Source organism: Prevotella nigrescens, from assembly GCF_031191185.1.
Classification (GTDB): domain Bacteria; phylum Bacteroidota; class Bacteroidia; order Bacteroidales; family Bacteroidaceae; genus Prevotella; species Prevotella nigrescens.
On sequence record NZ_CP133465.1, the window covers coordinates 848,531 to 866,786 of the forward strand.

An 18,256-nucleotide genomic window follows, 5' to 3' on the forward strand; every position below is an offset into this window, starting at 1 on the left:
ACTTTAATCCAAAGTAAAAATGAAAAGAACAGTTTTAGCCATCGCCCTGATGCTGGGCGCAGTCTGTGCCAACGCACAGGAAACGACTTCAAGCGGAGACCTCTATCAGGGGCTGACCCGCAAAATCACCTTTGAGCGGATGATACCGCCTCACGGCTTGGAAATCACCTACGACAAGACGGTACACATCATCTTCCCTTCTGCCGTGCGCTATGTGGATCTGGGTTCGCCCAACCTTATTGCGGGGAAGGCGGACGGGGCGGAAAACGTCATCCGTGTGAAGGCGACAGTCAAGGACTTCCACGAAGAGACGAACATGAGCGTCATCACCGAAGACGGTGCATTTTACACCTTTAATGTCAAGTATGCCAACGAGCCGCTGTTACTCAATGTGGAAATGGCGGACTTCATCCACGATGGGGAGAGCGTAAACCGTCCGAACAACGCCATGGAGGTCTATCTCAAGGAACTCGGAAGCGAAAGCCCGATGCTGGTAAGGCTCATCATGAAATCTATTCACAAGGAGGACAGGCGGACGGTGAAGCACATCGGCAGCAAGTCCTTCGGTATTCAGTACCTGCTCAAAGGGTTATACTCGCACAACGGACTGCTGTACTTCCACACCGAGCTGCGCAACAAGTCCAACGTGCCGTTCGACATCGACTTCATCACGTTCAAGATCGTGGACAAGAAGGTTGCCAAGCAGACCGCCATGCAGGAGCAGGTGCTGCTTCCGCTGCGTGCCTACAACTACACCACCTGCGTGGCGGGGCAGAAGAGCGAACGCACGGTATTCACCCTGCAAAAGTTCACCATCCCCGATGACAAGCAGCTCATTGTGGAGATGCACGAGAAGAACGGCGGAAGACACCAATCCTTTGTCGTGGAGAACGAAGACCTTGTGCGTGCGAGGGAAATCAACGAACTCAAAGTGAAGTAGTATGAGAAAGTCTTTGTTTTTCCTGTTTGTCGTGTCGCTTGCCCTCTTTGCAGGGCAGGCGCACGCCCAGCGTTGTCTGCCCAAGATGAAAGGTATACGCCTGACCGCAGGCATGGCGGACGGTTTTTATTCTCCCTCTTCCAAGAATGAAACGGGCTATTCGTTCGGGGCTTCGCTTGCCACCTACACCAAAGGCGGGCATCAATGGGTGCTTGGGGCGGAGTATCTCCGCAGATACCACCCTTATCGGGAGAGCCGTATTCCTGTGGAGCAGTTCACGGGCGAGGGAGGTTTCTTCTCTGGCGTGCTTTCAGACGGAAGCAAGACCTTTTTCCTATCAGCAGGTATTTCCGCCTTGGCGGGCTATGAGACGGTCAATGGTGGAAAGAAACTGCTCTTTGATGGCTCCACAGTACGTAATAAAGACGGTTTTATTTACGGTGGGGCAATCACCCTACAGGCGGAGACCTATCTGACGGATAGATTGGTGTTGCAGCTCTACGGCAGGGAACGTTGTCTGTGGGGAGGCTCTATGGGGCGTTTTCATACACAATACGGTGTCGGACTGAAAATAATGCTGGACTGATGGATGCACGACAGATGAGAGAGATTCCCATTGCGGACTTCCTCAGCACAATGGGAATTCAGCCGACCAGACAGAAAGGAAATGCCTTGTGGTATTCCGCTCCGTACCGCATGGAGCGGAGACCCTCCTTCAAGGTTGATATAAATAGAAACGTATGGTTCGACTTTGGGACAGGAAAAGGCGGAGACATCTTCGACTTGGCAGGAGCATTCATCGGGAGCGAGGATTTCCTTTTAAGGGCGGCTTTTATCGCAAAGAGCGGTGCGTGTCCGCTTCCCGTTATGGAGCATTTGCCAAGGGAAAAAGAAAGAGAACCCTCCTTTGAGGATATTTGGACATGTCCCTTATTGAATGGCAGACTGCTCGGCTATTTGGTAGAACGAGGAATCAATGCCCACGTTGCCATCCCCAACTGCGAGGAGGTGAGGTATCGTGTACGGGGCAAGCGGTACTATGCCATCGGCTTCCGTAACGAAGCAGGAGGATTGGAACTGCGTAATCGCTTCTTCAAGGGCTGCATACCGCCCAAAGACATTTCACTGAAGCGCAACGGCTCGGACGTCTGTTCCGTCTTTGAGGGCTTTATGGATTATCTCTCTGCTATGCAAATGGGCATCATTGCTTCGGACTGGCTTGTTCTTAATTCCGTTTCCAACGTGGAGAAAGCACTGAAAGTGCTGGGCGTTTATCGCAGGATAGAATGCTATCTCGATAATGATGATGCGGGGCGAAGAACATTGGAAAAGCTGAGGGCTAATTTCGGGGAAAAGGTCATTGACCGCAGCTCTCTGTATGCCGACCATAAGGATTTGAATGAGTTCCTGCTTTCCAAGAATGCAGGGAACAATGTATAACAACAAAACGATAACAAACAATGAAAAAGAAAATTATAAACACAATATGGGTAATGGGAGTACTTGCCCTCGCCGGGTTTTGCCTATCTGCTTGTAATCACGAGTTGGATATTCAGCAGGCGTACCCCTTCACGGTAGAGACGATGCCGGTGCAGAAGCACATCGTCAAGGGACAGACGGCGGAGATACGCTGTACATTGAAAAGGGAGGGCAACTTTGCCGACACCCGCTACACCATAAGGTACTTTCAGACCGATGGAAAGGGACGGCTGAAGATGGACGACGGCACGGTGTTCAAGCCCAATGACCGCTATACGCTAACGAAAGAAGAGTTCAGGCTTTACTACACCTCTGCTTCCTCCGACCAGCAGACGATAGACGTGTATGTGGAGGACAATTTCGGACAGACGGAAAAACTTTCGTTTGAGTTCAACAGTCAAAGGGACGAGGAAAAGGAGAAACCGAATGAGGACAAGAAGTAAACTTGTCGTCTTATCGCTCTGCCTTGTTTACTTGTCCTGCTTCCACCTTTCTGCTCAGGAGATCGGAAAGACACTCTTCTCACTACCGCCGTTCGAGCGTGCCGTGGTCTGCATTAAGCACTTCGAGGGCTTACATTCTTGGAAGAATTATCCCTATGTAGGTTACGGACATCGGCTTCTGCCCGGAGAGCGGTTCACGGCAGCGATGACGGAACGGCGGGCGGATTCCCTGCTTCGAGCAGACCTGATGAAGCGTTTTGCTTCGTTCCAAAGGTTTGGTAAAGATGCGCTCCTGCTCACCGTTCTATCCTACAATGTAGGCGAGTATCGCCTCTTGGGAAATGGCAAGCGACCGAAGAGTATCCTTGTCCGAAAATTGGAGTTGGGAGATAGGGATATTTACCGTGAATATGTCTCGTTCTGCCGATACAAGGGTAAAGTCCTCAGAGGTCTTATCAAACGGCGAAAGGTGGAATTTACCCTGTTTTATGTACCCTGATTTCACAAAGTATGCCCCTTGCAAGTTTTATCGGCTTGCAAGGGGGCGTTTTCTGTCTGTTTTATTCGTCTTTCTCGCTATGAATGAGTAACTTTGCAAGAAATTAAATGTAAGTAAAAAATGAACAGAGGATCGGAATGGCGTATTTGGGACTTGCATGTTCATACTCCCTTTTCTTTAGAGCATAATTATAAGTGTTCTCCTGATAAAGATATCTGGGAGAAGTATATAGATGCTTTAGAGCATCTTCCAGATGATATAAAAGTTCTTGGCATCAATGACTATCTTTTTATTGATGGTTATCGTAAAATTCTCGATTATAAAGAACAAGGTAGACTTCAAAATATAGATTTGATCCTACCAGTTGTCGAGTTTAGATTATCCAAGTTCTGTGGGAATGAGAAGTTTAAAAGAATAAACTACCATATCATCTTTTCTAACGAACTAACTCCTGAACAAATTCAGCAACAATTTCTAAATGCTCTTACAGCACATTATACGTTAAGTCCTGACTGTACTCAACAGTGGGGAGGAGTTATTTCAATGGATAGTATAAAAGATTTAGGAGAACGGATTATTAATTCTGTACCAGAAGATAAACGCAAACACTATGGAAATCCATTAAGAGAAGGATTCAATAATCTCAATCTTGAGACTTCTGTCATCAAAAATGCTTTATCAAATGCCAATCCGATATTTGATGGCAAATTCATTACGGCTATTGGCAAAACAGAATGGGAAGATTTCAAATGGAACGATAATTCTATAGCAGAAAAAAAGAGCATCATTAATGATGTTGATATAGTTTTTACCGCAGCCGAGAATATTGACGCATACAATAAGTCAAAAGAAAAACTACATGAACAAGGTGTAAATGATTTGCTGTTAGATTGTAGTGATGCGCATTCTTTTGCAGACCAGATTGAGCTAAAAGATAGATTGGGAAATTGTAAAACTTGGATTAAAGCTGATACAACATTTGAAGGGTTAAAACAAATTCTATTTGAACCTGAAGATAGGGTGAAAATTCAAACAACAAAGCCTGACGAGAAAAATATTTACCAAGTAATCGATAGTATAGCATTAGATGAAGATGATTTTTGGCATGGAAAAATCTTTCTTAATCCGAATTTAAATACTATTGTCGGAGGACGTTCGACAGGTAAGTCTTCCTTGCTTAAAGCAATTGCTGCTAAGCATGGAAATAAAGAAGTTGAAGAAGATGATTTTATTAGGCAGCATCTTGATGGAGTATCTATTCGATGGCAGGATGGAAATGATCAACTTGGTCGTGAAATAGAATATTTTCGACAAAGTTATATGCATGATATTGCTTTTGATTCAGAAAAGACAAATAGGATAGTTGATAGCATTATAAAAGACAAAGATGAGGCGGGGTTATTGAAAGCTTACAATGAGCAACTTACTGAAATTTCAAAAGAAATATCAGAGGGTGTTTTTTCTATCTTCCAAATGCAAAAAGATATAGTTTCTATTGCAAAGTCTTTGTCTGAAAAAGGGAATAAAGACGGAGTAACTCAACAGTTAAATTTGCTAAAGTCGAAAGCCGCTGAGTTGCAAAAGGGAAGTGAATTAACGCAAGAAGAAAGAATGTCCTTTGATGCATACTTACGTCAAATTCAGGAAAAGAAAAAACAAATAGCAGAAATAGACAATGATTTAGGATTACTGGATAAAATGAAGAATGTCACTCCTTTTGATCCTACCTTCAAGGACAAGTGGCAATTTAATCAATTATCATTTCCTTTGAATCAGTATGATATTGACCGACTGTACAATGATTTGAAGGTAAAGACTGAAATTGAATGGGGTAACATTGTTCAACATTTCATAGAAAAGACCTCAAAAGTAAAAGAGCAAATAAGCACAGATATTCAAACTATAATCGCTTATGATGTCTATAAGAAAGGAATACATGCTTTTGAAGGCAATAAGGAATTGAAGGATATTAATAGTAAAATACAAGAAGAAGAGAAAACCCTTGAAACTATTATTGGGTTGCAGAGTAGGCTTGAACATATAAGAAAGCTGCGTAATTCTCTTATTCAGAAAATTATTGATGCTCACTGTTCTTATAAAATTATGGCAAGAGAAATATGTAATACATTAGAAATCACATATGATGGACTTGATATTTGCGTGGGTCTTACATTTCACAAGAAAGAGTTACAGGAATTCTTGGAAAGTAGGCTTAACCAACGTGGGACTGAACGTCAAGAATACTTGAAAATGTTACTAAACAGATATGATGACGATAACAAATCTTACAGCTTGGACTTTCTCAAAAATCTTCTTTCAGAGAATATCTTACTAAAGAACGGATACGAGGCTTTAAATGTTGCGATTGAATTTCTTACTCGTAATTGGTATAGTCTTGATTATAGTTTAACCTATCAGGGAGATGCATTTGTAAACATGTCGGAAGGAAAACAGGCTTTTGTTATTCTAAAATTACTCTTAGATTTTAGTGATAAGAAATGTCCAATACTCATTGACCAACCAGAAGATAGTCTCGACAACCGTGCAATTTATCATGAGTTGGTTGCATACATCAAACGAAAAAAGAAAGAACGACAGATAATATTGGTAACGCACAATTCCAATGTTGTGGTAAGTGCAGACGCAGAAAATGTAATTGTAGCCAATCAAGAAGGTGCAGATACGCCAAACTTAGGAGGCATGAAATTTCAATATATTAACGGGGCTTTGGAAGATACCAAACAAAGAGACGAAAACTCTGAGTATATCTTATCCTCACAAGGTATCCGTGAACATATATGTGATATTTTGGAAGGAGGACGTATTGCTTTTGAAAAGCGTGAACAGAAATACGGTTTTAGAAGATAGAACCATATTTGGTTGGGCTTTTTGTTACTTTTGAGCCGTCTCAACTCACTGTCAAAAGTAACGAGGTGCTTTTCATCGGGTTTCTTTGCTACTTTCTTTGTCCGCTCGAAGCTCACGAAAGAAAGTAGCGGTCGGCAAATCTGCCGACCGCTTTACTTTGTTTGTTCTTCTTGAACGGTTATCCGTCCCGTCCTTACTTCGGGGTGCGTAGAGAAAGCCCAATTGATTTCTTCATCGGGAAGAGTGCTGTGAACGTTTCTACCCATCACCATTCCACAATCCTGAATGACCTTTTGTCGTGCTTCTTCTCTGCTCTCGGCAACCACCTCAAAAACTCCCTCGAAGATGTATTGTGTCCGTACTCTGTAAACTCTCTTTTTCATATTCTCAAAATTCAACCTTTAATAATCTGTGTTCCATTGGTTCTCCATTGGATAACCTGCGGTGGGTAAGCCAAAAATGATGTGTGCCGTAACCATAGGCAAAGAACTTGTCGAGTTCCGTTTCTTCGACTATCCTCTTGACGGCTGCCCTCAGTTCCTCCTCATTGGCGGATAAGGTAATGGCATTGATTACCCTTACAAGGATATGGGGTATCTCGTCCGCCCAGTTGCATACGATGCTTTCTATTTCTGCTTTCATATCTGTGATGTTTTGGTGATTGGTGATTGTTGCTTATGCTGTCGCTCTCATTCTCTGCCTAATCAATTTGCGATTGGCATTGACAAGGCTCACTATTTGGTCGTGATATTCCGTATTCTTGTTGCACACGCCACGACTTTGCACCACTTTGAGCGTGTCCAAATTAACCTCAATCGTTTCTATCCGTCTACCCTCAATGGTCGCCGAAAGGATAAGCGAGTTCTCTTTGAGATAGTAGGTATTGTCGAATACGCAATGGTGCATTGCCACACCCTCATCCAAATGTTCCTGCACGCTCTCCAAAACGTGGACTTGGATTGTGCCATCCGTGAATGAGATACCGAAGAACTTTGATTTGAGTTCGTGGAAACGCTTTTCATCCTCCATTGCCTTTTTGCGTTTCTTCTCCTTTTCTTCCTTTTCCCTTTGTCTGCGGAGTTCGTTTTGTCTTAGGTCGTGTTCCGTATGCAGGTCGGTGGGGCAAACATACTTGGGGCTGTGTATGTCCTTGCCCAATCTGCGGAGCATATCCACATAGTCGCACCATATTGAAATGTCCTCTATGTCGTAGCCGTTGCGAGTGGCAACCTTATAGGACTGCCAACAAACGTCAAATGTCCGTGAATTATCAAGAAAGTATTTCAAATGTTCGGTTCTACCTGCTTTCAGCAAGGTTTCCGCTCGACTGTCGGACAATAGGGCAGGTATGAGAACGGTTGGTGCGATGTCGTGAAAATCGTCCCTAAAACCATTTCTACGAAGTGTCTCTGCAACCTTGAACTTGGGATATATCAGTGAATACGATATATGGCGGTAGGCTTCGTTATCGTTTCTCACTGCCATAGGCGAGCAATAGGAAAAGGTGTCGATGTATCTACCCAGTACTCTTTGAACGGCAACAATCGTCTTTCGTCCTTGTGCGTTCCACCAATACTGACCGATTTCAATAGTGTATGATGATGCCTTGCAACCTTTCTCCATTTCCACAGAAAGAAGAAACATTCTTAATACTTGGTACTCTTTACAAGTGGTAAGTATCGTAAAGTATTGCTTCTGTCTTATCTTACGTTCAAAAGTCGTTCGGACTTGCAACTTTGCTCTACAATGAGGGCAAGTGCATGTATATGCCGGCTTTTCCATTGTCCAACTATGTCCACAATCCATACAAGTGGTACGACCTTTGGGTAATCGATAGGCGAAATGGTCTATACACTCACGGAATGCCCATTTACTCTGTGTCTTGGTTATCGGTCGTAAGTTCTTGCCCTCTGCAAGTACTGCTTTCTCAAACTTGTTTCTCGGTTTCATAATCTTTCCTCCTCAATTAGTTGTTTCGAAATACATAGCCATCCTTATACCAAAAGTCCGTACAAAAAAGGTCATCGGCATATTTGGAGAAGTCAAAATATATCAGCGCAAAATCGGGTAAGTCGTTCTCCATTTTCGCAAGCTCCTCCGCAAAATCTTCCCTGCTTGCATAACTGCCTATGTAGGCGGATTGGAAAGCCTTTACAAGGCTGTATGCGTCTTGGGTGAATTGGGCGTTGTTACCGTCCGCCCATACCCAAAAGGTTTCTTGCTCCTTGTCGCTCAGTCTGTCCAACTCGTCCCGAAGTTCAAAGAAGTTTTCCTCCAAATGCCCTTCATCTATCAGACCATCGGGGATTTCCTCCCACGCTTGGAACATCAATTCGGGTTCTTCCTCGTCCTCGTGTATCTCGGCACAATGTTCGATAAAGTCGTCTAAATCGTAGAAGTCCGAAAGTTCCACCCACTCGCCCTGCAATGAGCCGTTGTTGTACTTAGCATAAGTGCCTACATAGATGCGTGCTTCGTTCAATTCCTTTGTTTCCATTTCCTTTTGTTGTTTAGAGGGTTAAAACTCGAATAGTGAGGGTTGTGCTATCTGCTGTTCCACTTGTTTCTCCGCTTTTGGTTTCTTGGCGGTCAGTTTGCGGTATTCCTCCGCTTGGTATCGCTCGATAGCCTTTTTCCGTGCTTCTGCTTTTTCCTCCTCCGTAAGTTCGATAGTATGGTTTACCACGACTTGGCAGTTGATGGACTTGCCCACCTCGATGTTATCCTCATCGTAATAGTGAACGGCAAGGGAATATACCTCTTCATCAGACAGACCTGCACAACCCATTCTTTGGACTTCCGTCAAGATGTAGGTAATGCACTCGTCTATGTTCTTGTTCTCTTTGCGGAAATTCTCCGCAAAGAGTTCATCGTATGATGCTCTCGTTTCCAAATAGTTTTGGATAACGTCCTTGAAATGTTCTGTTCCTTTCATTGTCTTATATAGTTAGATGGTTTCTAAAATGATTTCTTGGATATGAATAGGTTCAACTTCTGAAAAGAGATAGAGTATAAATTCCTTTCTGTCCTTCCGATAGAGTTCCTTGTATAGTTCCCCAAAGGTGGATATGTTTCCGTTGAGGTAAACCGATACCATATACTCGAAGATGTTGTCCACTTCGTAGTATCTGCATTGCTGTGCGATTGTCTTGCTTCTTCTTTTCATATATCTGTCTGTTTAAGAAATGAGTATCCAAAGTATTGTCCCGATGATGAGGGCATAAGCCAAAATGTATGCGGCGATTGCCAAAGCAATGGTAAGGAGTAGCCGAATGAGGAGTTTTCCCACACATATCCATGCCAGCCAAAGCCAGACGCTTCCGCCACAAAGGAGAGAGCCTGCGAGTGCAAGTACCACCCAAATTGATATTTTGTATCTCAGTTTCATCTTGTCTGATTTTTTTGATTTTATGCGGATTTTAGAGGTGAGGGAGTTGAGTTTCCATTTTCTTTTTCCCTGCTTCTCGCATATCCGACATTTTTTTTATGCGTCTTTCCGTCGGGTCGGTCGTTTTCGTTTCAGTGGCGTAAAAAGGTAGGGCTTAGGACAAACAAGGTTTTATGGCGAGAATACTACCTGCAATGAAATGGAAGTGTGGAGATTGTCGTCTAAACGGCTTGCCGCCCCGACCTTTTTTGTCCGTGGAAGCCCGGAACTACCTTTGCCGCTGACAACGAACAACCGATCCCGACATAATACACGGGCATAAGTGGAGGATGTGCAGACGGAGAAGCGGGGCGAAAACAAAAAACGCAGTTTTCGAGACTGCATCTTATCATAAAAACGGAATACACGGAAAACAAAAAGCCGCCCCAACGGACGGCTCTATGAAAATAATTTGGAGAAAATTCTTTTTTCTCACGATATACCTTTATCTTTGCAATAGGTTATTCGAGTTATGCAAAGCGTTGTATATCACTGTTGAAGATAGGTCGCTAAATCATTACCTACTGCATTTTTGACTTATGCCTACCGTGATCGTCGTAAGTTGAAGATAGGTCGCTAAATCATTACCTACTGCATTTCATAACTCATAAGGCTGTTCATAGCCAATTACTTAGACCTAAATGATAGATTTTTTTATAAAAGATATATATGTTTTCTTCAGAAAAGTATAATCATTCTGAAAAGAAGGTATAATGTATTTCCATATTTGAATGGTATCAAAATAGTAATTCGACAGGATACGAAGTGGAAAACAGCATTGCTTCGCTGCCGGAAATATTCTATAGAAAAAATAAGATTGTATGATTTAATTTGTACTTTTGCAATAGATTAAAATCAATGGACATCTTGTTTAGAACACGAGACAAGATGTGCTGAAACCAAAAAGTCCTATACGAAAATGATGGAAATACGTTCTTTAACAAGCATCGGGAGTGCTGAAGGCAAAGGTTTTGAACTTACTCATGTTACTGCCATGCTTCCTGTTGCCGATTATGTTGCAGGATTTCGTAACATAGAGAAGTTTCTTGGATTATGTAAACAATGTCCTAAGTTCGGACAGTCATGGACTTGTCCTCCCTGCGAATTCGATGTCAAGGCTTTTGTCGACAACTTTAAATATGCACATATACTTGGTTCGAAAATGACCTTCGACGATGTTATACTTGCTTCGACGGTAACTCCGGAGGCTGTAAACACTGTGTGTAGAGACGCAATGCGTTATGGCTTGACAAAAGCATCGGCATACCTACGCCGTTACGAACATAAATATCCAGGCAGTATCTGCTTTCTCGGCTCGCAATGCCTGCTTTGTGGCAACAAACCTTGTGCGCGTTCAAACAGCGAACCCTGTAGACACCCGGACGATGTGCGAGTTTCGTTAGAGGCTGTGGGGTTCGACTTAGGGAAGACAACGCAAGATTTATTAGGTATTGAACTGAAATGGGGCAAGCATGGACGCTTACCCCAATATATAACGCTTGTTACTGCATTGTTGACTAACGATGCTACATTGCGTTTAGAATAAAGCCGGAAGGCTATGTCGCAGTTTTTGCTTAATGTAGTTATATCTTTCTTACAGTAACATGAATGCAATGCTGGCTGCGCTCGAATATAGCCCAGCATTCGCCTTTTTCCCGTAAATCGGAAATAACTTTTCCTAAAATATTGCACATCGTTTCGTTGCTTACTGCCTTGCCACTCTTGCCAGTACGATTGAAACGGGTGTAACTTATATCGAAAGTTGTTCCATACAGATGTGCAGAACTGTCGTCCGTATTATTTTTTGCCTGTCGAGTTCTTTCTATATCTCTGCGTGTCTTGAACATCGAAGTTACAACTATGCGATGTTCACGATAGTCGCCTTTGTCTAATTCGGCTTGAAATCTTTTACCAATCTCTTTTAGAACACTCTTTGCGCCCTTTGTCAGATAAGGTGAAGAGTCTGTCAGCCTATCTATCAGATAATATCCATTAGATTCTACAAGTTTCAGACGCCTGTGGTTGTCTTCTAACTTCGCACGTGAATCAATAGGAGTTACCCCATATTTCTTTGCTGCGTAAAGTTGCTCGCCATGAATGTCCTTAAATTGATAAGCACTTTGCATAGCAACATTATCGTCTCGGAAAGTTTCTCCCTCACTACTACTTTTACTACTTGCACATGCTGCAGTAAATGTTATTACAGTTGCAAAAACACTTGTATGCAGTGCGTTTCGCAAACTTTTCCTGGTGTTGTTTCTTACAGTTATTTGCATAATTATTTTAGTTGAATGATTATATCTGCTATATCTTTCGGCTCATTAAAAGACATTCCCATTTTCAATTCATCGTCAGAAAGTTCATTCAATAGGTCCCTTGCTGCCAATTCACTAATTAAAGGGTCGCCATTATCGGTCTTCCGAGCCAGAAGGTCGTCTAAAATCAGTTGTCTATATTCTTGCACGTCCATATCTAAACATTTTATTACTGATAGAAATCGCTGCAAAGATAATATATTTTTCAGTCAACAGTATTTTATTTTGTATCTTTGCACTATTAATAATGTATTTTCACATAATGCAAAAAATACAAACATACAAATCGCCTTTAGGCGAATTAACACTTGTTAGCAACGGAATGGCATTAACGGGCATATGGTTTGAAAGTCAAAAGCCACTACTACAAATCCTACAATCGCCATACGAGGAATGCAATCTCCCTGTTTTCGATGATACAAAACGATGGTTAGACATCTACTTTGAAGGAAAAGAACCAGATTTTACCCCAAAGCTATGCCCCGAGGGATCAGAATTCCGCCAACAAGTGTGGCAAGAACTACTAAACATTCCATACGGCAAAACTACAACCTACGGCACATTATCAAAACAAATAGCCATTCAACTAAACAAACAAAAAATGTCGGCACAAGCTATAGGCGGAGCTGTGGGACACAATCCAATATCTATCATTATTCCGTGTCACCGTGTTGTGGGAGCGAATGGAACAATGACAGGCTATGCCGGCGGCATTTGGCGAAAAGAATATTTGTTGAAATTAGAAACTTATTAGTCGTACCCTAAAAAGACCACTCCACCAAGAAGTTATCCCAATCTAACTTTGGTAGTGCTTGGTCTCATGAAACTTAAAACATAGAAAAAGCAGCCAATTATTTGGCAGATAAGAAAATAAGCCGTAATTTTGCACACTAAAATGGCATAATGCCATTTGGTGAATGTTTAACATAATTAATAATAAAACAAACAAGCATGATTATTGTACCAGTTAAAGATGGCGAGAACATCGAAAGAGCACTTAAGAAATTTAAGAGAAAGTTTGAAAAGACAGGTGTTGTAAAAGAACTTCGTTCTCGTCAACAATTTGACAAACCTTCTGTTAAAAAACGCTTGAAGATGGAACGTGCTATCTATGTACAGCGTCTTCGTAATGCAGAAGAGTAAAATTATTCTGCGAAAATTTGGTAGTTAAAATAATATTCAGTAACTTCGTTGCCAAGAGATAAGTATTGCAACGATGTTGAATATAGAAAACTTTTTGAAGTTCTTGCAGTTGGAGCGGAATTATTCGCAGAAAACAGTAGATGATTATAAAGCTGATTTAGAACAGTTTGAATTATTCTTCGGAAAGTTAAAAGCAGATTTGTCTTGGGAAGATGTTGATGGAGACATTATTCGGGACTGGATAGAACAAATGATGGATAAGGGAAATGCTCCCTCTTCTGTAAATAGAAGATTAAGCGCCCTACGTTCATATTATCGATATGCATTAAAAAGAGGATTTATTGAAGCTGATCCTACTTATAACATTCGGGGACCTAAAAATAAAAAAGTTCTTCCGCAATTTCTGAAAGAAACAGAGATGGATAAACTGATAGACCCTAAAATGTGGACAGATAAATATAAAGATGTTCTCGCGCGTGCTATAATAATAATGTTCTATTCTACTGGTGTCAGAGTTTCTGAACTTGTGGGCTTAAATGTGGAAGATGTAAATTTCATAACCCATGAATTAAAAGTAACGGGAAAGCGAAATAAACAACGGATAATTCCGTTTGGTGAAGAACTCGAAGAAACGTTGATGACATATTTGCAAAGTCGTAATCCAAAAACGGAAGGGCAAAATGCCTTATTCGTAAATGGAAAAGGTGAACGAGTAACTACAAGCCAGGTAAGAACGATGGTGAAAGTGAACATTGCAAAGGTCTCAACATTAAAGAAAAAATCGCCACATGTTCTTCGGCACACATTTGCAACGGCAATGCTAAATCATAAAGCAGAATTGGGAAGTGTGAAGAAATTACTCGGACATGAAAGTATTGCAACGACAGAAATATACACACACGTAACTTTCGAACAGCTGAAAGAAACATATAACGAAGCTCACCCACGGGCTAACCTTAAATAAAAAAAGGAGGTAATTATGGACGTTAAAATTCAATCAATTCATTTTGAGACTACCGAAAAATTAGATGCTTTCATTAACAAGAAAGTTGAGAAGTTATCGAAAACTTATGAAGATATTCAGAAAGTAGAGGTGCAATTGAAAGTCGAGAAACCCGCTGTATCTATGAATAAGACGACAAGTTTTACGGTCTTAATACCTGGAAATAAGTTGTTTGCAGAGAAAACCTGCAATACCTTCGAAGAAGGAGTCGACTTGTGCTTAGATGCAATGAAGGTTCAACTCACGAAAGTAAAGGAAAAACAAAGAAAGTAAGAAAAAAAACTCCAATTCTTTTGGAAGAAAAAAAATAAAGCCGTATCTTTGCAGCCGTTTTACGAGTAATTGTAAATATAAATAGTCAAATGGCTGCATTTCGCCTCTTTAGCTCAGTTGGCCAGAGCACGTGATTTGTAATCTCGGGGTCGTTGGTTCGAATCCGACAAGAGGCTCTGATTTCGGAAAAGCTTGGGTAGTTTCCAGAGTGGCCAAATGGGGCAGACTGTAAATCTGCTGCTTCTAGCTTCGGTGGTTCGAATCCATCACTACCCACATAAGTAAAGAGTACTTATCCGTTTTTAATATACTTTCAAATGTTGATTGAAAAGACGGTAAATGCGGAAATAGCTCAGTTGATAGAGCACTAGCCTTCCAAGCTGGGGGTCGCGGGTTTGAGCCCCGTTTTCCGCTCACTCTTGCTGTAATAGCTCAGTGGTAGAGCACTTCCTTGGTAAGGAAGAGGTCCTGAGTTCAACTCTCAGTTACAGCTCTACTTTTCTGTCTATTACAGATAAGAAAGAAAAACAAAGATTATTCATTTATAAATTAAACAATAAGCTATGGCTAAAGAGACATTTCAACGTACCAAGCCGCACGTAAATATTGGTACAATTGGTCACGTAGACCACGGTAAGACTACATTGACAGCTGCCATCTCTAAGGTTCTTCACGATAAGGGCTTCGGTAGTGAAGATGTTAAGTCTTTTGATCAGATTGATAATGCACCAGAAGAAAAAGAACGCGGTATTACTATCAACTCTGCTCACATTGAATACGAAACTGCTAAGCGTCACTATGCACACGTAGACTGCCCTGGACACGCCGATTATGTGAAAAACATGGTAACTGGTGCTGCTCAGATGGACGGTGCAATTTTGGTTGTGGCTGCAACTGATGGTCCTATGCCTCAAACTCGTGAACACGTATTGCTCGCTCGTCAGGTAAACGTTCCTCGTTTGGTTGTTTTCTTGAACAAGTGCGATATGGTTGAAGACGAAGAGATGCTTGAACTCGTTGAAATGGAAGTTCGTGAAATTCTCGAGCAATATGACTTTGAAGAAGATACTCCAATCATTCGTGGTTCTGCTCTTGGTGCATTGAATGGTGTTGATAAATGGGTTGAACAAGTAATGAAGTTAATGGATACTGTAGATGAGTGGATTCAAGAACCTCCACGCGCTACTGACAAACCATTCTTGATGCCTATTGAAGACGTATTCTCTATTACTGGTCGTGGTACAGTTGCTACTGGTCGTATAGAAACAGGTGTAATCCATGTTGGTGATGAAGTAGAATTGCTCGGTCTTGGTGAGGATAAAAAATCTACTGTAACTGGTGTGGAAATGTTCCGTAAACTACTTGATGAAGGACGTGCTGGTGATAACGTTGGTTTGCTTCTTCGTGGAATCGATAAGGCAGAAATCAAACGCGGTATGGTTCTTTGCCACCCAGGTCAGATTAAACCTTACAAGAAGTTTAAGGCGTCTGTATATATCTTAAAGAAAGAAGAAGGTGGTCGTCATACTCCATTCGGAAATAAGTATCGTCCCCAGTTCTATCTCCGTACTATGGACTGTACAGGTGAAATAACATTGCCAGAAGGCGTTGAAATGGTAATGCCTGGTGATAATGTTGAAATTACTGTAGAACTAATCTATGCCGTAGCTTTAAATACGGGTTTGCGTTTTGCTATCCGTGAAGGTGGTCGCACAGTAGGTTCTGGTCAGATTACAGAGGTTTACGAAGATTAATTCATGTACTCTATATAAATAGATTCCCAGTATTGGGAATCTATATACGGGTTTAGCTCAGTTGGTAGAGCACTGGTCTCCAAAACCAGGTGTCGAGGGTTCGAGTCCTTCAACCCGTGCTTAAAGAAAATAATATGCTTAAAAGAATATTTTTTAAATTCTTAGAATACAGCAAGGATTGTTATAATGAACTTGCGCATAAAACGACATGGCCAACACGTGCCGAGCTAACACATAGTGCAATGGTAGTATTATCTGCTTCCCTATTCATTGCTCTCGTTGTGTTCGTTTTTGATTTTATATCACAGCATGTGATGGGATTTGTTTATCCGAGCTAAAGTATTAGGGAATGGCTGATACAGAAAAGAAATGGTATGTACTTCGTGCAATCAGTGGTAAAGAGGCGAAGGTAAAAGAATATATCGAAGCTGAATTACGACAGAATGAGAAGTTAGCGGAGCGTGTTTTTGGTATTCTATTGCCAACAGAGAGTTATGCTTCTTTGCGTAATGGAAAACGTGTTATTACTGAGAAATTAAGTCTTCCAGGTTATATACTTGTACAGGCTGATATGAACTCAGAAGTTGCATCGTTACTTCGTTTTGTACCAAATGTATTAGGATTTCTTGGCGGAACTGCAGAACCGACCCCTATTCGGCAGGCAGAGATGAACCGCTTACTTGGCAGAACAGAGGAATCAATGCTTGAGGAAGTACAAGATATTCCTTATGCAGTTGGAGAATCTGTAAAAGTAACTGACGGACCATTCAGTGGTTTCCATGGTATCATTGAAGAAGTGAATACGGAGAAACATAAATTGAAGGTGATGGTTATGATTTTCGGACGACAAAATCCTTTAGAACTAAGTTTTATGCAAGTATCAAAGGAGGACTAAGTTTAATGATTTTTCCTCTTATTATAAATCAATTTAAATTGACAGAAAATGGCTAAAGAAGTTGCTGGATTAATCAAATTACAGATTAAAGGTGGCGCTGCAAATCCTTCTCCTCCTGTAGGACCTGCCTTGGGTTCTAAAGGCATCAATATAATGGGGTTTTGTAAGGAGTTCAACGCCCGAACCCAGGATAAGGCTGGGAAAATTCTTCCAGTTGTTATCACATACTATAACGATAAGTCTTTTAGCTTTGTTATTAAGACTCCTCCTGCAGCAATTCAGTTGCTTGAGGCTGCCAAGGCAAAGAGCGGTTCAGGTGAGCCCAATCGTAAGAAGGTTGCTTCTGTAACTTGGGATCAAATTAGGACTATAGCAGAAGATAAAATGCCTGATCTTAATTGTTTTACGGTAGAGAGTGCTATGAGGCTTATTGCTGGAACGGCACGTAGTATGGGAATAACAGTAAAAGGGGACTTCCCTAATAAATAATATTAAACTTCAGAAGTAAAAATGAGTAAACTGACAAAAAATCAGAAATCAGTAGCTGAGAAGGTTGAATTAGGGAAGGCATACACTTTAACAGAAGCATCTAAACTTGTTAAGGAAATTACAACAACGAAATTTGATGCATCTGTAGATGTTGATATTCGTTTAGGTGTAGATCCACGAAAAGCAAATCAGATGGTTCGTGGTGTAGTTACATTACCTAATGGAACTGGTAAACAGACAAGAGTATTATGTTTATGTACTCCTGATCAAGAAGCTGCTGCAAAAGAGGCTGGTGCTGATTATGTCGGTCTTGATGAATATATTCAAAAAATAAATTCAGGTTGGACTGATGTAGATGTAATTATTACGATGCCTTCTTGTATGGGTAAAGTAGGTCCTCTGGGACGAGTTCTTGGTCCTCGTGGTTTAATGCCTAACCCTAAGAGTGGTACTGTTACGATGGACGTTGCTAAAGCTGTAAAAGAAGTGAAATCTGGAAAGATAGACTTTAAGGTTGATAAGGCAGGAATCATTCATACATCAATTGGTAAAATTAGTATGACAGCTGAACAAATTCTTGGAAATGCAAAAGAATTTATATCAACTGTTGTGAAATTGAAACCTGCAGCAGCAAAAGGTACATATATTAAGAGTATCTTTATTTCAAGTACAATGAGTAAAGGTATCAAGATTGATCCCAAATCAGCTGAATAACTCTAAAAAGTTTG

At 41.3% G+C, this 18,256-nt stretch carries 25 protein-coding genes and 5 tRNA genes; 21 read left to right on the plus strand and 9 right to left on the minus strand.

Going from position 1 to position 18,256, the window contains the following annotated elements; translation table 11 throughout:
• The first annotated feature begins 19 nt into the window (after positions 1 to 19).
• The 6 genes from traN to RDV52_RS05655 all read left to right on the plus strand — a co-directional run bounded on the left by traN (position 20) and on the right by RDV52_RS05655 (position 6,229).
• Positions 20 to 940, plus strand: a complete 921-nt coding sequence (traN, locus tag RDV52_RS05630) for a conjugative transposon protein TraN (protein ID WP_004341673.1) — start codon at positions 20 to 22, stop codon at positions 938 to 940.
• Between the two features lies 1 nt (position 941).
• Complete coding sequence (locus tag RDV52_RS05635) at positions 942 to 1,526, plus strand: conjugal transfer protein TraO (protein WP_004341674.1); 585 nt, start codon at positions 942 to 944, stop codon at positions 1,524 to 1,526.
• Positions 1,526 to 2,380 (plus strand): toprim domain-containing protein, encoded by an 855-nt coding sequence (locus tag RDV52_RS05640; protein ID WP_004366584.1) that lies wholly within the window; start codon positions 1,526 to 1,528, stop codon positions 2,378 to 2,380. The genes RDV52_RS05635 and RDV52_RS05640 overlap by 1 nt, the downstream gene beginning before the upstream one ends.
• A gap of 20 nt (positions 2,381 to 2,400) precedes the next feature.
• A complete protein-coding gene (locus tag RDV52_RS05645) occupies positions 2,401 to 2,862 on the plus strand; it encodes a DUF3872 domain-containing protein (RefSeq protein ID WP_004366583.1) in 462 nt (153 codons plus the stop codon).
• A complete protein-coding gene (locus RDV52_RS05650; RefSeq protein ID WP_004366582.1) occupies positions 2,846 to 3,361 on the plus strand; it encodes a glycoside hydrolase family protein in 516 nt (171 codons plus the stop codon). The genes RDV52_RS05645 and RDV52_RS05650 overlap by 17 nt, the downstream gene beginning before the upstream one ends.
• Before the next feature lie 120 nt (positions 3,362 to 3,481).
• Positions 3,482 to 6,229 (plus strand): TrlF family AAA-like ATPase, encoded by a 2,748-nt coding sequence (locus RDV52_RS05655; protein ID WP_004366581.1) that lies wholly within the window; start codon positions 3,482 to 3,484, stop codon positions 6,227 to 6,229.
• Positions 6,230 to 6,381: 152 nt separating this feature from the next.
• Here RDV52_RS05655 and RDV52_RS05660 read toward each other — a convergent pair whose 3' ends face one another.
• Genes RDV52_RS05660 through RDV52_RS05690 form a run of 7 tightly spaced genes read right to left on the minus strand, consistent with a single transcriptional unit; the run spans position 6,382 to position 9,617 of the window.
• Positions 6,382 to 6,612: a hypothetical protein gene (locus RDV52_RS05660; protein WP_004366579.1), complete on the minus strand. Its 231-nt coding sequence runs from the start codon at positions 6,610 to 6,612 to the stop codon at positions 6,382 to 6,384.
• 4 nt (positions 6,613 to 6,616) lie between these two features.
• Entirely contained in the window at positions 6,617 to 6,871 is a 255-nt protein-coding gene (locus RDV52_RS05665) for a hypothetical protein (RefSeq protein ID WP_004366578.1), read from the minus strand.
• 33 nt (positions 6,872 to 6,904) lie between these two features.
• Entirely contained in the window at positions 6,905 to 8,179 is a 1,275-nt protein-coding gene (locus RDV52_RS05670) for a PcfJ domain-containing protein (protein WP_004366577.1), read from the minus strand.
• A gap of 16 nt (positions 8,180 to 8,195) precedes the next feature.
• Positions 8,196 to 8,726: an antirestriction protein ArdA gene (locus RDV52_RS05675; protein ID WP_004366576.1), complete on the minus strand. Its 531-nt coding sequence runs from the start codon at positions 8,724 to 8,726 to the stop codon at positions 8,196 to 8,198.
• Between the two features lie 21 nt (positions 8,727 to 8,747).
• Positions 8,748 to 9,164: a PcfK-like family protein gene (locus RDV52_RS05680; protein WP_004366575.1), complete on the minus strand. Its 417-nt coding sequence runs from the start codon at positions 9,162 to 9,164 to the stop codon at positions 8,748 to 8,750.
• A gap of 12 nt (positions 9,165 to 9,176) precedes the next feature.
• The gene (locus RDV52_RS05685; RefSeq protein ID WP_004332867.1) at positions 9,177 to 9,395 is read right to left on the minus strand and encodes a hypothetical protein; all 219 of its coding nucleotides are present in this window, start codon (positions 9,393 to 9,395) and stop codon (positions 9,177 to 9,179) included.
• 12 nt (positions 9,396 to 9,407) lie between these two features.
• On the minus strand, positions 9,408 to 9,617 hold the full coding sequence (locus tag RDV52_RS05690; RefSeq protein WP_004366574.1) for a hypothetical protein: 210 nt from the start codon (positions 9,615 to 9,617) through the stop codon (positions 9,408 to 9,410).
• Between the two features lie 958 nt (positions 9,618 to 10,575).
• Here RDV52_RS05690 and RDV52_RS05695 point away from each other — a divergent pair.
• The gene (locus tag RDV52_RS05695) at positions 10,576 to 11,202 is read left to right on the plus strand and encodes a DUF2284 domain-containing protein (RefSeq protein WP_004362480.1); all 627 of its coding nucleotides are present in this window, start codon (positions 10,576 to 10,578) and stop codon (positions 11,200 to 11,202) included.
• A 37-nt stretch (positions 11,203 to 11,239) separates the two neighbouring features.
• On the opposite strand, the gene RDV52_RS05700 is transcribed toward RDV52_RS05695, so the two are convergent.
• The gene (locus tag RDV52_RS05700; protein ID WP_257880542.1) at positions 11,240 to 11,782 is read right to left on the minus strand and encodes a DUF5715 family protein; all 543 of its coding nucleotides are present in this window, start codon (positions 11,780 to 11,782) and stop codon (positions 11,240 to 11,242) included.
• Between the two features lie 152 nt (positions 11,783 to 11,934).
• The gene (locus tag RDV52_RS05705; protein ID WP_004362483.1) at positions 11,935 to 12,126 is read right to left on the minus strand and encodes a hypothetical protein; all 192 of its coding nucleotides are present in this window, start codon (positions 12,124 to 12,126) and stop codon (positions 11,935 to 11,937) included.
• A 107-nt stretch (positions 12,127 to 12,233) separates the two neighbouring features.
• Here RDV52_RS05705 and RDV52_RS05710 point away from each other — a divergent pair, with 107 nt between their 5' ends.
• The 14 genes from RDV52_RS05710 (at position 12,234) to rplA (ending at position 18,242) form a co-directional block, all read left to right on the plus strand.
• The gene (locus RDV52_RS05710; protein ID WP_023925629.1) at positions 12,234 to 12,725 is read left to right on the plus strand and encodes a methylated-DNA--[protein]-cysteine S-methyltransferase; all 492 of its coding nucleotides are present in this window, start codon (positions 12,234 to 12,236) and stop codon (positions 12,723 to 12,725) included.
• Positions 12,726 to 12,922: 197 nt separating this feature from the next.
• A complete protein-coding gene (rpsU, locus tag RDV52_RS05715; protein WP_004362489.1) occupies positions 12,923 to 13,114 on the plus strand; it encodes a 30S ribosomal protein S21 in 192 nt (63 codons plus the stop codon).
• Between the two features lie 73 nt (positions 13,115 to 13,187).
• Positions 13,188 to 14,078, plus strand: a complete 891-nt coding sequence (xerC, locus tag RDV52_RS05720; protein ID WP_004366571.1) for a tyrosine recombinase XerC — start codon at positions 13,188 to 13,190, stop codon at positions 14,076 to 14,078.
• A 15-nt stretch (positions 14,079 to 14,093) separates the two neighbouring features.
• Complete coding sequence (gene hpf / locus RDV52_RS05725; protein WP_004362493.1) at positions 14,094 to 14,390, plus strand: ribosome hibernation-promoting factor, HPF/YfiA family; 297 nt, start codon at positions 14,094 to 14,096, stop codon at positions 14,388 to 14,390.
• Between the two features lie 102 nt (positions 14,391 to 14,492).
• Positions 14,493 to 14,566 (plus strand) — tRNA-Thr (locus tag RDV52_RS05730).
• 18 nt (positions 14,567 to 14,584) lie between these two features.
• A tRNA-Tyr gene (locus RDV52_RS05735) sits at positions 14,585 to 14,666 on the plus strand.
• A gap of 65 nt (positions 14,667 to 14,731) precedes the next feature.
• Positions 14,732 to 14,804, plus strand: a tRNA-Gly gene (locus RDV52_RS05740).
• A gap of 7 nt (positions 14,805 to 14,811) precedes the next feature.
• Positions 14,812 to 14,883 (plus strand) — tRNA-Thr (locus RDV52_RS05745).
• Positions 14,884 to 14,953: 70 nt separating this feature from the next.
• Positions 14,954 to 16,144 (plus strand): elongation factor Tu, encoded by a 1,191-nt coding sequence (gene tuf / locus RDV52_RS05750; protein ID WP_004366570.1) that lies wholly within the window; start codon positions 14,954 to 14,956, stop codon positions 16,142 to 16,144.
• Positions 16,145 to 16,190: 46 nt separating this feature from the next.
• Positions 16,191 to 16,263 (plus strand) — tRNA-Trp (locus RDV52_RS05755).
• A 15-nt stretch (positions 16,264 to 16,278) separates the two neighbouring features.
• Positions 16,279 to 16,482, plus strand: coding sequence for a preprotein translocase subunit SecE (gene secE, locus RDV52_RS05760; protein ID WP_257880541.1), 204 nt, complete (start codon positions 16,279 to 16,281; stop codon positions 16,480 to 16,482).
• Between the two features lie 11 nt (positions 16,483 to 16,493).
• Positions 16,494 to 17,039, plus strand: a complete 546-nt coding sequence (nusG, locus tag RDV52_RS05765; protein ID WP_004366569.1) for a transcription termination/antitermination protein NusG — start codon at positions 16,494 to 16,496, stop codon at positions 17,037 to 17,039.
• Positions 17,040 to 17,087: 48 nt separating this feature from the next.
• Entirely contained in the window at positions 17,088 to 17,528 is a 441-nt protein-coding gene (rplK, locus tag RDV52_RS05770; protein WP_004362500.1) for a 50S ribosomal protein L11, read from the plus strand.
• A gap of 21 nt (positions 17,529 to 17,549) precedes the next feature.
• Complete coding sequence (rplA, locus tag RDV52_RS05775) at positions 17,550 to 18,242, plus strand: 50S ribosomal protein L1 (RefSeq protein WP_004362502.1); 693 nt, start codon at positions 17,550 to 17,552, stop codon at positions 18,240 to 18,242.
• Positions 18,243 to 18,256 lie beyond the last annotated feature (14 nt).